Here is a 14,845-nt window from a genome sequence, read left to right on the forward strand (position 1 = left end):
CTTCACAGTACCAATTATTAAAAAAATTTATTTTACTTTTTTTTGATTTAAGTCAAATTTACTGTATAATAATATTAAAAATCTATATATAAAAAGGAATAGAACTTGAAAAAAATGTCCGCAGTGATTATTGTGCCTGTTTTGCTTATATCTTCTTTGTGGGCATCGCCAAAACTGGAATTTAAAGAAAGATTGATCAAATCAGCAACAGAAAAAGCCCATAAAGGTGACCCAAATGCACAATTTACTTTAGGGGAGATGCACTATCTCGGTTTTCTGGGGAAAAAAGATTATGAAAAGGCTATTGAATGGTATGAAAAGGCTGCCAATAAAGGACATACCAAGGCAATGTTCAATCTTGGATATATGTACTTTACCGGCAAAGGAGTCGACAAAGATTATAAAAAGGCTCTCTATTGGTTTAAAAAAGCTGCAGAGAAGGGCGATCCTAAAGCTCAACTCTATCTTGGCGATATATACTATAAAGGGCTTGGTGTAGAAAAGGATTATAAAAAAGCTTTTTACTGGTACAAAAAAACTGCCGATATGGGATATCCCAAAGCACAATATATAGTAGGCAATATGTACAAAAGAGGAAAAGGGGTTGAAAAAGATATTGACAAAGCGGAGTATTATCTCAAAAAATCCGCCATGCAAAGCTGTTCAGATGCCGAACTTGAACTGGGAAAAATGTACTTAACCGGAGAGGGAGTAGAAAAGGACGAAGAGAAAGCAAAACAGCTTTTGAAAAAAGCATTAAAAGACGGGAAAAAAGAGGCCGAAGAGCTGTTGAAAAAAATAGAAGAGTAGATATAACTTTCATAATCTCCGGAAATTTCTCCGGAGATTGGGTTTCAAAACTTTACCCTTCACTGTTATCAAGACCGGGCAATCTCTCCTTCATTATCACCACTTCCCACCCGTAAGTATCAAGTATCTTTTTGGCACTTTTATTTCCATTCATATAGGCCTGCTGTATCCAGTGCTTAGCCTCATCCATATCTTTTGGAACACCTTCGCCTGTCAGATACATTTTTCCAAGATATAACTGAGCCTCCGCATGCCCCTGGGCTGCAGCCTTTTCAAAAAGCTCATAAGCCATTTTAAAATCTTTTTTTATACCAGTTCCTGTATAAAACATTTTACCCAGAGCAAAATGTGCTTGCGGATAACCCTGATTTGAGGCTTTTGTGTACCAGTAAAGAGCTTTACCGTAATCAGCCGGTACTCCTTCTGCATTGTAATACATTGTTCCAAGATATAACATTGACTTAGGATCGCCCTTCTCTGCAGCTTTTTTAAACCAATAGAGAGCCTTTTTATAATCTTTTTTAACTCCTACTTCATTGTGATACATATACCCAAGATTGAACATTGCCTTGGTATGTCCTTTATTGGCAGCCTTTTCAAAATATTCAATAGCTTTTTCATAATCCTTCTCAACACCAAGCCCTAGATAATACATGTCGCCTAATGCATAAAGTGCGTTTGGATTCCCTTGCTGTGCAAGTTTTATGACAGAAGAATATGCTCTTTCAATAAACTCGCTTTTTGCATTTGCACTAGAACCGCTTCCCGCAATCATAACCGACACTATTAGCGACAGTAGTACGCCTTTTCTCATTCTATACTCCTTGCTCTTTGATTTTGCCCGCACCAGTTATTTTTTATGGCATCTTCTGCACCACAGCATAGTCCCTCTGCCCATATACCCTTTCAGCATAAAACCGTTGTTAGAAACATGCGGAGTATGACAACTTGTACATGATAACTCTTTAGTAGGATCCGTAGGGTCTTTCTTTCCTTTTGTCGGATGGGATTTTCTTGAGAATGTTGTTACAACATGACCTTTTGTTTTCTTATCCACGTGACATGCAGTACAAAGATTCCATACTTTATATCTCAAAAATTTCTTATCTTTTCCTCCGTGAGGATCATGGCATTTATTACATCTGCCGTCATCAACCGGTTCGTGTCTGTATTTCTCTTTGTAAAACTTCTTCTCAAATTTTTTATGGCACTCAAAACATACCGGTGCGATAGGGTCAGGATTGATAAATCTGGAGGCACCTTTATATTTCTCATTAAACTCACCGGTTTTTCCAGTATGACAGCTTGTTGCACATAACCAGTTTGCAGCAGGTGCGTGCATATACTTCTCAAAAAATATAGGTTTGTGGCAGTCAAAACAGTTTGATTCATATATATCTTCGAAAGCTATCCCTTTTTGTTCGTTTACACTCATATCATGACATTCAGAACAGATCTTCTCATTCTCTTCGGTATGAAAAAACTGCTTGTGAAAAATTTTAGGAGGATATCTGTATTTTTTATATAGAATACTTTTGTAATAGACTTGCCTGATAGCTTCATACACTTTTCTATCTTTAGAGTAAGCTATAACCTTTATTTTATTTACACCCAAATTTAGCTTTACATTAAGGCAAAAATACTCCTCATGATCACTCTTAACCTCTACGTTTCCGCTTAATTTATCACCGACAAAAACAGAAATCCTATCTACTCCGCTACCTTTTTTAACGACTACAGCGGCATATTTAGAATAGTATATGTCCTGTCCATACGGCTTTATAAGCTCAAATTCTCCTCCAAATGCGGAAATGGAAAAGAAAAGTAGAATAAGCTTTAAAATGCTCTGTACTTTTTTCACCATCTGCCTCCGGAACTTGCAAGATCAAGGCAGACATTACGCATATTTGCAAATTTCTCTCTCAACAAAAACTTTCTATCCGATACATGGGGATTATGACAACTTATACAGTTAAAATCGCCTGTTATAAATCTTTTCTCAATCTCTTCTCCATTTTTATATCTGGTTTTGAACAATGAGATATATTTTCTTTTTGAACTCTTATCTGCATGACATGTGGTACAGAGTTTCCATACGCTTTTTCTCAAAAAGTTTTTATTTACGTCAGATGAGTGGGGATTGTGGCATTTATTACACTTGCCTGCTCCAACAGGATCGTGTTTAACTTTTTTACTGCTCCATATTTTATGGTTTCTCTTATGGCATTTAAAACAGGTATTTCCGACAGGATCTGGATACAGAAATTTTGACTTTCCTTTATACTGCCTGTTTTTAGCCCCGATTTTCCCGTTATGACATGGCAAACAAACAAAATTTACAGTAGGAGCATGGGCAAATTTCTTATAGATTAAAGATTTATGGCAGACAAAACAGTTAGATTCGGTTACATCATAAAATGCTACTCCCTCTTCCTCATTAACGCTCATGTCATGACAAGAGCTGCACATTTTATCAAATTCGCCGTTATGAAAGAACTTTTTCTCATAACCTTCCGGAACAATTTTATAAAATTTTGATAAAAAAGCTTTTCTGTAAAAATGTATCTTTTTTCGGGCTTTTTTTTCTCCGTTTATATATGCAACAACCTTTACTGAATGCTCACCGAAAGGAAAGTTGAAAGTTTGACAATATGTATCTTTATCCTTTTCGATTTTTATTTCAACTCTTTCATTTTGACTTGTATATATAATTATTTTATCTATTTTTTTATCATATATTTTAACTGCAACAGATATATACTCTTCCTCATATACCCCTTTATCTGCAGGCTGTAGAATATCTATGGGATCATATTTCGCTTTTTTGATAAGAGATACGATTATCCCGTTTTCATCTTGGTTATTGTTGTTTGTTTGGGCAAACAAGAGTACCTCAAAAGAAAAAAAGAGAAGAATACAGAGAGCCAGTTTGGTTATGATCTTCTCTTTTCTCATTTTTTGCCCCTATTTTTTAAATACGTCTTCGCTGTACTTATTCTTCTGTTTTACTCTGTCATACTCGTATTTCTTATGACATGCCGGCTGACAAGAACCACCCGTTTTTGTTTCGATATACCTGATAGGGAATTTTATGCCGCCAAATTCCGTATATCTTCTGATAAGATGCGGATATTTTGAAGCATGCTCATCATGACATGCCCTACACGCCCTACCTTTTTTATTATTTACATGCAGATAGTGAAGATTCACTTTTCCGTCTCTAAAATCTGTTTTTTCAGAATATTTGTCTTTTATCTTCTCTATTTTATGGCACTTAAAGCATATGAAATCTTTTTTCGCTTCAAAATCATCATAAAACTCTGTGGTATAAGACCTTCTGAGTATACTGAAATGATTTGAACCGTGAGGATTGTGGCAGGCTGCACATCCTCCCTCTTTTTTTACATCTTTTATAGGCTTATGCCAATTTGGATTTCTTTTGAGGTGTTCTGCCATATTCATTAGCATTCCGCCGTCTTCATCAGACTTGACCTCTTTATTGTGACAACTCAAACACATTTTAACCTGCTGCTTCTTGAGTATACCTTTATGATTTGTCGCATGAGGATTATGGCACTCCAAACACTTTCTCTTAGAGTTGTTGACAGCACCATGTTTATATTTGACATTCTCTATCCATTTTTTCATATTCACATGTTTTTCTAATTTAGAATGGCAGTCTAGACACAAGCGCATCTTTCCGTCATCTTTCAAAAGAGTTTTAAAGTCGGAAGTATGAGCCTCGTGACATTTTACACAATTATCTTCAGCCGGCTTATGTTTAAATGCCGCCTTCATATTTACAGTCTTCTTGATTTTCTTTTTGTTGCCAGGTTTATGACACTTCAAGCAGAGCTGGTTAACGGTATCTGCCTTAAGAAGATTGTTCGCATTTGACTGATGCGGATCATGACAGTCTATACATCTTCCCTCTTTTACCGGTTTATGGTCAAATTTTTTGTTATATCTTGTCTTATGACACTTATAACAAAGCTCTTCTATATTTTTTGTTATAAGTTTACCCGGCTTTGCGCCTGCAGAAACGTGGCAAAGTTCACACGCCCCCATATGAAACGGTTCATGAAGATACTTTTTAAGAGGTCTGAACTTTTGCGGAAGCTCCTCTGGCTTTAAAAATCTTGCTTTTCTGGCTTTTGCCTTCGTATGCTTTAGTTTTTTCTCTTCTATGAGTTTTTTTGTTGTAATTTTTAATGCTTCTTCGGTCTTTTTCTCTATAACAGCAATTTTTTTCTTCTCTTTAGCAGTTATTCCTTCACCTATCTCCTGAGCAATTTTTGTAACATTTATCTCTTTTAGCTCTTCTTCAGTAATCTCGGCATGTGTGGGGTAATACTTATGAGGGCCTTCCAAAACTCCGTGCAGTATGCTTTTTGTTATCTTTTGGGCACGTTCTATTTTTTTTGCCAGATCAAACTTGGCAATTGAATAGAATCCCGCTCCGATTACAATAGCAATAATCATCATAAGTATTATATTCTTTATCTTCATCCCCACACCTTCTTAAATCTATTTTATCAAAAACATATTAATCAATACTCAAATTTTCCTACAGGACACTTTTCAGCCGTAACTTTTTTCCTTATCAAATGCTCTTTTGGCGCATGATGCGGATTGTGACACTTGTTACAGTTTATGTTCTCTTTTGGCTGCACAACCGGAATATGACACTCAAAACAGAGATCTTGTACAGTAGGTGTCAAAATTGCCGCCGGTTTAGATCTCTTAGGCGCATGACATACCTGGCACGCACCCATAATAAACGGCGGATGCTTATATTTTTGAACGGGCTTAAATGCTTGTGGAAGCTCTTTTTCATCAATGGTTTTCGAACTGCCAGTATGCTCTTTGATATATTCCACGCTTATATTGGGATTTCTGAAAATATGATGTGTTCCCTCCATAATATTTTCCATAATATTTTTATTGATTTTTACGAGCCTAGTAAAGTTGACTTCACTCATTGCGACAGCGGTAAATATCATTATCAAAACAAGTCCGCCTATTAGAGCTAGTTTTCTGTTTTTATCTGTCATCTTGGTGCCTCTCTTTATTAATGATGTTCGTTATGGGCTTCTTCTTCAGCCACTTTTTTTTCTGCTTGTTTTGATGCGAGCTCTTCTTCAGCAGCATAGTTGGGTTTATCTCTTTTGTAATTGTAGTAATCCTCATCATAAACCGTACCGATCTTATCAAGCTCTTTGCCAAGCTCATAATGTCCAACATATTTATGACAGTCTACACACATAGCCTGTACTTTTTTGTGTTCTACCTCAACTTTCAGCTTTCCTGAAAAATATGCTTTATGTGCAAGATATGCTTTTTTGTTCGGCTTTGTTGCTCTCAAAAGATTCTCATGGCAATGAAGACAACTGCTATCATATAGAAAGTTTCTTCTCTCTTCTCTCTTCTCTTTCCAATCTATGTTGAATGTATCGGCAGTCACTTCTGTTACAACATCATGTATACCTGTTCTGGCTTTTTGAACAAGGTAGCCTATGAGAGATTCGTGAGGAAGATGACAATCAGCACACTGAGCGACAAATCCGCTCTCTCCAAATCCCCCGTGCACACTGTTCAAATAAGCAGTCGCCATAGGTTTCATAGAGTGGCAGGAGCTACAAAAATTGACTCCAGAAGTCTCTTTTACAGCTACAGCAGTAATATAAGAAATGACAAGGCCTATAACTAAAAAAAGTCCTCCTATTCCCGCCACAACTTTAAAGCTCAGTTTCGAGCCTCCCGAATTTGAACAAGTATCGTCCATTTTCATACCTGTCTCCTCTGTTTTTTTGATTTCATCTGGTTTAGCGCTCTCTTCAACGCTACTGGTTTTCTTCTCTTCGCCATTCATACCAATCCTTCCTTAATTCAATCTGATGTATTTACAAATTTAACTAACAACAATTCTCAGCAAGTAGAAATGAATTGTAAAATAAGTTTTATTAAAATAAATTAAAATCTAATGTATTTGATTAAATTATTTTTTATTTTATAATTTTAATAACTGTTTCTTATTAACATTGATCTGTTTTGTTATTTAAACCTTTATTATAATAAAAATAACTGCTATTGAAAACATACAACCTGTAATTCTGCGGTAATTTTTTACACATGTATTACAAAAATTCCCAAAATGCCTATTTTTTGGTACTTTGTTATGCAAATGTCATTCCGCGATGTTTCTCATTTTTTTTATATCCATAAACAGTATTTATTTATCATATCTACATAGCCAACCCGATATTTATAATGATTTTTTATATTTAAATTTTGGAAAAAAAATATATGATTTTTTCTGTCTCTTAAAAAAAGAGGCGGCCATACGGCCTGTAGATATAAAAAAGAGGTATTGTAGTTAAATATTAAATTATTTGTTGTATTTAAAGTTTATTAAATTTTTTTTGCTATAAAAAGTGTAGAGATTCCCATAGAAAATGACTTATGATACATCATTTCAAAGCCGCTCTCTTTAAGCTCATCTATCATTTTTTTCGTAGTCAAAAAATTATCTATGGAGTTTGGCAAATATTGATAGGCCTCTTTATTACCGGAAACCATGCCACCGACAGCAGGAAGAACTCTTTTCATATAAAAATCTACCAGTATCGAGCCTATTCCCTCTCTCTCCTGTTTTGTAAACTCGAGTATAACGATCATTCCAGAAGGTTTCAGAACTCTGTGAAACTCTTTTAAAGCCTCTATCCTATCAACTACATTTCTTATTCCGTAAGAGATACTCAAAATATCTGCACTGCTATCTTCTACAGGAAGGTTTTTTGCTTCAGCCTGCAAAAATTCCATATCAGGAAGTTTTTTTCTTGCAACCTCAAGCATTCCGGTTGAAGGATCAATACCAAGATATTTTTCGACTTGTATATTTTTGGCCTCTGCCCTGTTTCTCCAGTAATCAAGCATATCACCGGTTCCGCACGCAACATCAAGAATAAGACTCAGTTCTTTTTTGTCATAAAAACCGTATGTCAGGTCACATCCTCTTTTTCTCCATGTTTTATCTACACCAAAACTCAAAACCCTGTTAGCCATATCATATGTCTTTGCTATATCATCAAACATATTTACTATTTTTTTCTGTTTATCCATTTTTAACCCTTTTCGCCCAGATCATAAGATCCCTACCTATTTTCTTAATGTTTAAAAACTCTAGTTCCAACAAACCCCTGTACGAAGAGATATCTCTTATAACAGGTGCTTCAAAAAAAAGATACCAAGAAGCTATATCTTTGATAGCTTCAATCATCCCCTCACCGCCCTCTATCATGACGTATCTGTATCTATTCAATATCTCAAAGCTGTCATCTACAAAAACTTTTCTTCCCTGAACTTTGAACAGAGGAATATTCCTGTCAAAATCCTTTTTTTCAGAGAATATAAGCACATCAGGAGGCCTACCGCCGGTAAGCCTGCAATCAAGAACAGGTCTGTCTATACGGACAGTGTTGCCACCGATTACAATCAGTTCTATTTTCTCTCTTAATTTATGAACATATTTCCTTGACTCTTCAGAACTTATTATACCGCCCTTGATCGAACCGTTAAGTGTCTGTGCCAACTTGAAAAAAACAAAAGTCTCTTTTTGCCAGGTCACAAAAGGCTCAATGAGTTTTTTCGCTTCCTCTTCCATAATACCGGTTTTTACATCAACAGTTGACTCAAGTTTTTCTATACCGCCGGCAGCTTCAGGATTTGGATCTTTAGTTCCTATTACTACCCTTTTGAAAGATAGCTCTCTTATCAAATCGGCACAAGGGGGCGTTTTCCCAAAATGATTGCAGGGCTCAAGAGTAACATATATGGTACACTCTTTAAAAATATTGTCATGTTGGCTTAAAATATATTCGTATAGGGATATAGCTTCGTTTATATCCAGAATCTTTTTATCACCGGTAAGAATATGGAATGCACTTTTTATAGCAAGAAGTTCTGCATGAGGAGTGCCCGCCTCTTTGTGAGCCTCTATAGAAAGAATTTTTCCATTCCCGTCTGTTATCACGGCGCCCACAGCAGGGTTGGGGAAAGTAAGTCCCTGATATTTCCAAGCCTTCTCGATCGCAAGGCTCATACACAGCTTATCGATATTTACCATTCAAAATATGTCTTTGCCGAACTGATATCGTTAAAATTTATCTCTTCTTTACCGTGATCGGTCAAAAGAGTTATGGTATTTCCTTTCACATCCTCTATTTTTCCTTTTATTACCGTACCGTCATTAAGGACAATTTTTACACTTTCTCCTATAGAGTTCTCAAAGTGTGAAAGTTTTTTCAGTTTTCTTTCAACTCCGGGAGAGCTTACTTCAAGATAATACTCACCTTTGACAGGAGGAGTAACATCAAGCAGAGGAGAAATCAGATTGCTTATCTGTGCACATTTATCAAGATCTATACCATTTTTTGACTTTATATATATTCTATAAATAGTTTTTCCGTGTTCGGTAACTGTCTCTATATCATACAGTTCTACACCGGCATCTTCTACAATTTGCCTTATTTCCGATTCAAGTGACACTATTTTTCCTTCTTTATCTTTTCGAAAAGCTCTTCTATTCTTTTTGATTTATCGATATTTTCATCAAACTTGAAATGAAATTTAGGACATTTAAACCATCCGCTGCTCTCTAAACAGTATCTTTCAAGTGCTCTTGAAGCTTTTTTAAGCTGTTTGAGTATCTCTTTTTTTTCCTCTTCGGTAAAAAATCCCGGGTCAATATATATGTCTGCATCATACAGGCCCTTTTTGCATACCACTTCGGTAATCGTAAGCCCATGAAGCCTCTCGTCATTAAGATGTCCAAGGGCTTCGGGAATCAGCTCTCTGAGCAACGATGCAGCCCTTTGTCTTTTTATTTCGCTAGGATTCATAGAGTCTGTTGCTCCTCGGTCTCTTTGTATGTTTCTATAATATCGCCTACTTTTATATCATTGAAATTTTCTATCATAAGACCGCACTCATACCCTTTTGTAACCTCTTTTACATCATCTTTAAATCTTTTTAGCGAACTGATACGGCTGTCATATATTACAACACCGTCTCTTATAACTCTAGCTTTTGAGTTTCTGCTGATTATACCGTCTGTTACAATACAGCCGGCTACAGTACCGATCTTAGGTACGGTAAATGTCTCTCTCACTTCCGCCTGCCCTGTAACTTCCTCTTTTATGACAGGTGAAAGAAGACCGCTAAGAAGCGCTTTTACATCATCTATCAGATCGTATATTATTGAGTATGTTCTTATCTGGATTCCAAGCTGCTTGGCCTTCTCTTTGATAGCTCCGGTAGGCCGTACATTAAATCCGAGAATTATCGCATTTTCACTGGCATCGGCAAGAGATACATCGGTTTCGGTTATTCCGCCGACTCCAGAGTGAATAATCTTGATTTTTACCTCTTCATTTCTAAGCTTTTCAAGGCTTCCTTTTATCGCTTCAAGACTTCCTTGTGTATCAGCTTTTATAATAACAGGCAGAGTCTTTATTTGCCCCTCTTTAACAAGAGAAGAGAGCTCTTCAAGTGTAACTTTCGTTGTTTTTGAAAGCTCTTTTTGTCTCTCATACTCAGCTCTTCTTTCAGCATACTCTCTTGCAGTTTTATCATCTTTAACCGCTACCATAATCTCGCCGGCAGCAGGCACTTTGTTCAGACCCACAACAACTCCCGGCTCACTGGGTCTTCGCTCTTTAACATTTTTGCCAAGATCATCTATAATTGCCCTGACTCTTCCGTATGCCGTTCCGCAGACAACGTGATCTCCCATATGCAAGGTACCGTTTTGTACTATAACTGTAGCTACCGGCCCTCTTCCTTTTTCCAGCGAACTCTCTATAACAACAGCTTTTGCCTCTCTCTTTGGATTTGCCTTAAGTTCCATCAACTCTGCCTGAAGCAAGATAGTCTCAAGAAGTTCGTCTATCCCCTGTCCGGTTTTGGCGGAAACTTCCACAAACTCATACTCTCCGCCCCAGTCTACAGGCGTTATCCCCATTTCGGCAAGCTGAGACTTTACAAGGTCTGGATTTGCATCCGGTTTGTCTATCTTGTTTATTGCTATTATCATAGGAACATCTGCAGATTTCGCATGGTTTATAGCCTCAACTGTTTGGGGCTTAACACCATCATCAGCCGCAACTACTATAATGGCAATATCAGTGGCTTTTGCACCGCGCGCTCTCATCTCCGTAAACGCTTCATGTCCCGGGGTATCTATAAAAGTTATCTTTTTGCCGTCTTTTTCAACCATATACGCACCGATGTGCTGGGTTATTCCACCGGCCTCTTTTTCAGCAACTTTTGTATGTCTTATTTTATCCAGAAGCGAGGTTTTTCCATGGTCTACATGTCCCATTATTGTTATTACAGGCGGTCTCTCCTCAAGATACTCATCCTCTTTTTCGTCATAAACTTTTACATAATCCAGCTCTTCGAGAGGATTTACCGTTTTTATCTCAACACCGAACTCTTCTGCTAAAACCTCAAGAGTATCTTTGTCTAAAAAGTCATTTTTAGTAACCATCATTCCGAGGTTAAACAAAACTTTTATCACTTCAGCCACACTTTTGCCGGTCTTTTCCGCAAACTCATAAACTCTTATATCTTCAGGAATCTCTACCACTTTTACTTCTTCTACTTTTTTCTCTATTTTTTTCTTCTTTTTCTTCTTTTTTCCTCTGCTTATCGATCTTGTCTCTGCAACAAAACTCTTTCTTGCTACTTTTATTCTCTTGTCATCGATCTCTTTTTTCTGTTTCTCTTCAACTTTTTTCAACTCTTCTGAAAAATCAGGAAGAACAACAACCTCTTCTTCCAGGTCTATACTCACATCACTAAGCTCTCTGTCTGTAAGAATTTCTATCTTTTTACCGCTCTCTTTTTTTGGAGCAGCAGGCGTTTTTTTCGCTTTCTTCGTCTTTTTCTTGAGACTCTCTTCGGTTGTTTGCAACATCTGCGCAAGATCGGCTTTTGCTTCTACCGGTGCTTCGGGCTCTTTTTCCACAACCTCTTCTTTTGGTCTCTTTTTCTTGACAATAACAAGTCCTCTTCTCTTTTTCATAGATGTTGTTGCAAGAGTCTCTTTTTCAACCTCTTTGGGCTTGGATATTTTCTCTTCAGCCTCTTTTTTTACCGCTTCTGTTTTTGAAACCTCTTCTTTTTTAGTTTTCTCTTCTTTTTTCTCTTTAACAGCTTTTACACTCTCTTTTTTATCTTCTTTTTTTGCAACAGAACTCTTTTTTTCTTCTTTGGTTTTGGTGGTCGATTTAGTAAAAGCGCCACTCATAATATAATCCATCAGTTTTTCCGCTTCTTCATATGTAACCGTGCTTGAGGCTGCTTTTACATTAAAACCTATTTCAATGGCTCTTTCAACAACTTCTTTGCTTTTAAGTCCTAATTCACTTGCTATTTCATGGATTCTAACTTTATCCATTATCTATTTTCTCCTTTAACATTACCTCATAGAGGGACTTTATGGCACTTGCCGGGTCTGTTTTGCAGATTCTTGCAAGGCTTTTCCCCAAATTTTTTGAATCTATACAATCTTTGCAGATATAAAAACTTCTTCCTGTCCCGATATACTGGATTATTTTTTTATCTGAGCATTGAAGTCTGTAAAGCTCCTCTTGCAAAAATCGTTTTTTGCAATGTATACACATTCTTACCGGCTTAGACATAGTGGGCTAATTATACCAAAAAGTTATCTTTTACCAAAATCAGACTCAATTTTCAATAATCAGACCAGTATTATCGAATGCGACCGCTCTTACTTCAAACTCAGGAAACCTCTTTTTCAATACATTTTCCACTCTTTTACTATCACTTTCATGCACCATATTGAAAAAAGTGGAACCGCTTCCGGAAAGCGTACTCATCAAGGCTCCATTTTCAAGAGCTGTTTTTTGAACTTCGAAAAGTATAGGCATCGATTTCATTCTGATATTTTGATGCATCCTGTCTTTGGAAGCAATTTTCAAAAGATCCCACTGTTCGCTGAACATTGCAGATACCAACAGAGAGCTTCTTGAGAGATTAAAAACCGCATCATCTTTTGAATAAAACTTGGGAAGCCTGGTTCTGGAATGGGCTGTAGATATGGAACGTTTTGGTATTACTACAACAGCATTGACACTGGAAGGCATCTCTTTTTTTAGGCTGTAAATCTTATCTTTTTCCACAACAGCCACATTAAAACCTCCCATAACGGCAGGAGTGATGTTGTCAGGATGCGGTTCATACTGAAGAGCAAGATTGAGGATTTTTTGCTTTGATATGGAAACTCCAGCCGCCTCATAAGCAGCAGCTATTGCACTGACAATTACTGCCGAACTGCTTCCAAGTCCACGTGAGAGAGGAATATTGTTATAAAATGTAAATCTGAATTTGTCTATTTTTCCGGTAAGATTTTTGTAATAATCGTTAAATATGCTGATAAATATATTATTGCCTTTAAGCCTGGGATTTTTTTCTCCTTCGCCTTTTATGGAAACACTGAAAAATTTTGAACGCTTGATTTTTACGATATTTCTTATATTCAAGGCAATTCCGAGCGTATCGAAACCCGGTCCCATATTTGCACTTGTAGCCGGTACACTTATTACCAAATACTCTCCTGTTTTAAAATTTGGTCACTTCAAACCGCCGGTAAAATATAAAGAGGCTCTATATCATCACTGAATCTGCTTCTATCCAGTCTTGTCGGCAGTTCAAATGAGGTATCAATCTTTTTTTCAAACTTTTTTGTCGAAATAATACCATTTTTTTTGACAAAATAGAGGTTGCCGATTGCCGGAATCGGTTCATCTTTACTGAACAGAAATCCATCTGCAGCCTTTAACTCTATCCCGCGTGAAATACTCAGGGTTTTTAAAAAAATATAGACAAGTTTTATTGACATAAAACTGCCCGGCCCTTTTGCAAAAAAAACTGTATTTATATCATACTCTTTCAAAATTTCAGAAAAAAAAAGCGGCAAAACTTCACTCGTTTTTTCGTTACTCTCAACTATTTTGACTAGCTCATCGTTTTCATAGATGCCGATTTTCAAAGGAGAAGTCAGGGCAACGATAATAATATCGACTTTTTTACGCAAGGGCTCTTTCAATGCCTGAGGCAAAACTTTCCTCTTCTATTTCGATAATCTCATAGTTGCTTTTATCTTCCAAAAGTTTGAGAGTAAGTTCATGATTGAGTTTGTGGCTACCTGCAAATGATTCATATGCGCCCATTATAATATAACCCATCAGGCTCATATCTCCTATTGCATCAAGTATCTTATGCCTGACAAACTCATCTTTAAACCTTAAACCGTCACTGTTAAGTACTTTTTTACTGTCAAGAACTATAGCGTTGTCCAGACTCCCTCCAAGAGCCAGCCCCAGACTTCTTAGATACTGTACTTCATGCAGAAAACCAAAGGTTCTGGCTTTTGCTATCTCTTCAAGAAAAGCCTTTCTGGAAAACTCGAAACGATAAGACTGTTCTGCGATTACAGGATGGTCAAAGGAGATAGAAAATTCGAAAATCGGTTCATTTGATGGTTTTAGTTTTGCATATTTTTTATCATGCGTTACAATAACTTCTTTTTTAACTTTAAGAACTTTTTTGTTTTTGGAAAGCTTTCTGATACCTGCCTCATCAAGAAGCATACAAAAACCTATACTGCTTCCATCCATAATGGGAACCTCATCAGAATCAAGGGAAATTCTGAGATTGTCTATTCCGTATGCGTAAACGGCAGACAAAAAGTGTTCGATTGTAGATACGGTCACACCGTCTTTCCCGATAACAGTGGCCATTTTAGTCTCTCTTACATTTTCAGCACACAACGGTATACTGACACCTGCATCGCTTCTGTAAAAAACGATTCCCATATCCTCTTCAAGAGGCTCTAAAACCATTCTGACAGGCTTTCCTTTATGAAGACCGATACCGGTTAGTTCTACTTTTTTTGCTATTGTAGTCTGTTTCATTAATATCTTCCCCTGGCCAGGCTTTCCGTAAATTG

General features: G+C 36.8%; 16 protein-coding genes. 1 reads left to right on the forward strand and 15 read right to left on the reverse strand.

The window, feature by feature from the left end:
• The first annotated feature begins 114 nt into the window (after window positions 1-114).
• Window positions 115-810, forward strand: coding sequence for a tetratricopeptide repeat protein (locus tag EPR_RS07165; RefSeq protein WP_234697202.1), 696 nt, complete (start codon window positions 115-117; stop codon window positions 808-810).
• 52 nt (window positions 811-862) lie between these two features.
• On the opposite strand, the gene EPR_RS07170 is transcribed toward EPR_RS07165, so the two are convergent.
• From EPR_RS07170 to lpxC, 15 genes are all read right to left on the reverse strand, one after another.
• Complete coding sequence (locus EPR_RS07170) at window positions 863-1,624, reverse strand: tetratricopeptide repeat protein (RefSeq protein ID WP_200762559.1); 762 nt, start codon at window positions 1,622-1,624, stop codon at window positions 863-865.
• Window positions 1,625-1,660: 36 nt separating this feature from the next.
• A complete protein-coding gene (locus EPR_RS07175) occupies window positions 1,661-2,674 on the reverse strand; it encodes a cytochrome c3 family protein (protein ID WP_200762560.1) in 1,014 nt (337 codons plus the stop codon).
• Window positions 2,668-3,765 carry a cytochrome c3 family protein gene (locus EPR_RS07180; RefSeq protein WP_200762561.1) on the reverse strand — a complete coding sequence of 366 codons (1,098 nt, stop codon included), beginning with the start codon at window positions 3,763-3,765 and terminating at the stop codon, window positions 2,668-2,670. Before EPR_RS07180 ends, EPR_RS07175 begins: the two co-directional genes overlap by 7 nt.
• A gap of 9 nt (window positions 3,766-3,774) precedes the next feature.
• Entirely contained in the window at window positions 3,775-5,319 is a 1,545-nt protein-coding gene (locus EPR_RS07185) for a cytochrome c3 family protein (protein ID WP_200762562.1), read from the reverse strand.
• Between the two features lie 41 nt (window positions 5,320-5,360).
• Window positions 5,361-5,864 (reverse strand): cytochrome c3 family protein, encoded by a 504-nt coding sequence (locus EPR_RS07190; protein WP_200762563.1) that lies wholly within the window; start codon window positions 5,862-5,864, stop codon window positions 5,361-5,363.
• 17 nt (window positions 5,865-5,881) lie between these two features.
• A complete protein-coding gene (locus tag EPR_RS07195; RefSeq protein WP_200762564.1) occupies window positions 5,882-6,682 on the reverse strand; it encodes a cytochrome c3 family protein in 801 nt (266 codons plus the stop codon).
• Between the two features lie 539 nt (window positions 6,683-7,221).
• Complete coding sequence (gene ubiE / locus EPR_RS07200; protein ID WP_200762565.1) at window positions 7,222-7,932, reverse strand: bifunctional demethylmenaquinone methyltransferase/2-methoxy-6-polyprenyl-1,4-benzoquinol methylase UbiE; 711 nt, start codon at window positions 7,930-7,932, stop codon at window positions 7,222-7,224.
• On the reverse strand, window positions 7,925-8,911 hold the full coding sequence (ribD, locus tag EPR_RS07205; RefSeq protein WP_234697104.1) for a bifunctional diaminohydroxyphosphoribosylaminopyrimidine deaminase/5-amino-6-(5-phosphoribosylamino)uracil reductase RibD: 987 nt from the start codon (window positions 8,909-8,911) through the stop codon (window positions 7,925-7,927). The genes ubiE and ribD overlap by 8 nt, the downstream gene beginning before the upstream one ends.
• Before the next feature lie 17 nt (window positions 8,912-8,928).
• Window positions 8,929-9,357 (reverse strand): ribosome maturation factor RimP, encoded by a 429-nt coding sequence (rimP, locus tag EPR_RS07210; RefSeq protein WP_200762567.1) that lies wholly within the window; start codon window positions 9,355-9,357, stop codon window positions 8,929-8,931.
• A complete protein-coding gene (rbfA, locus tag EPR_RS07215) occupies window positions 9,357-9,710 on the reverse strand; it encodes a 30S ribosome-binding factor RbfA (RefSeq protein ID WP_200762568.1) in 354 nt (117 codons plus the stop codon). The genes rimP and rbfA overlap by 1 nt, the downstream gene beginning before the upstream one ends.
• Entirely contained in the window at window positions 9,707-12,271 is a 2,565-nt protein-coding gene (infB, locus tag EPR_RS07220; protein WP_200762569.1) for a translation initiation factor IF-2, read from the reverse strand. Before infB ends, rbfA begins: the two co-directional genes overlap by 4 nt.
• Window positions 12,264-12,497: a DUF448 domain-containing protein gene (locus tag EPR_RS07225; RefSeq protein WP_234697105.1), complete on the reverse strand. Its 234-nt coding sequence runs from the start codon at window positions 12,495-12,497 to the stop codon at window positions 12,264-12,266. The genes infB and EPR_RS07225 overlap by 8 nt, the downstream gene beginning before the upstream one ends.
• Before the next feature lie 63 nt (window positions 12,498-12,560).
• Complete coding sequence (gene thrB, locus EPR_RS07230) at window positions 12,561-13,442, reverse strand: homoserine kinase (protein ID WP_200762571.1); 882 nt, start codon at window positions 13,440-13,442, stop codon at window positions 12,561-12,563.
• Between the two features lie 29 nt (window positions 13,443-13,471).
• Window positions 13,472-13,954, reverse strand: coding sequence for a hypothetical protein (locus EPR_RS07235; protein WP_234697106.1), 483 nt, complete (start codon window positions 13,952-13,954; stop codon window positions 13,472-13,474).
• Complete coding sequence (lpxC, locus tag EPR_RS07240) at window positions 13,923-14,810, reverse strand: UDP-3-O-acyl-N-acetylglucosamine deacetylase (RefSeq protein ID WP_200762572.1); 888 nt, start codon at window positions 14,808-14,810, stop codon at window positions 13,923-13,925. The genes EPR_RS07235 and lpxC overlap by 32 nt, the downstream gene beginning before the upstream one ends.
• Window positions 14,811-14,845 lie beyond the last annotated feature (35 nt).

The sequence above is a fragment of the Nitrosophilus alvini genome, assembly GCF_015100395.1.
GTDB lineage: Bacteria > Campylobacterota > Campylobacteria > Campylobacterales > Nitratiruptoraceae > Nitrosophilus > Nitrosophilus alvini.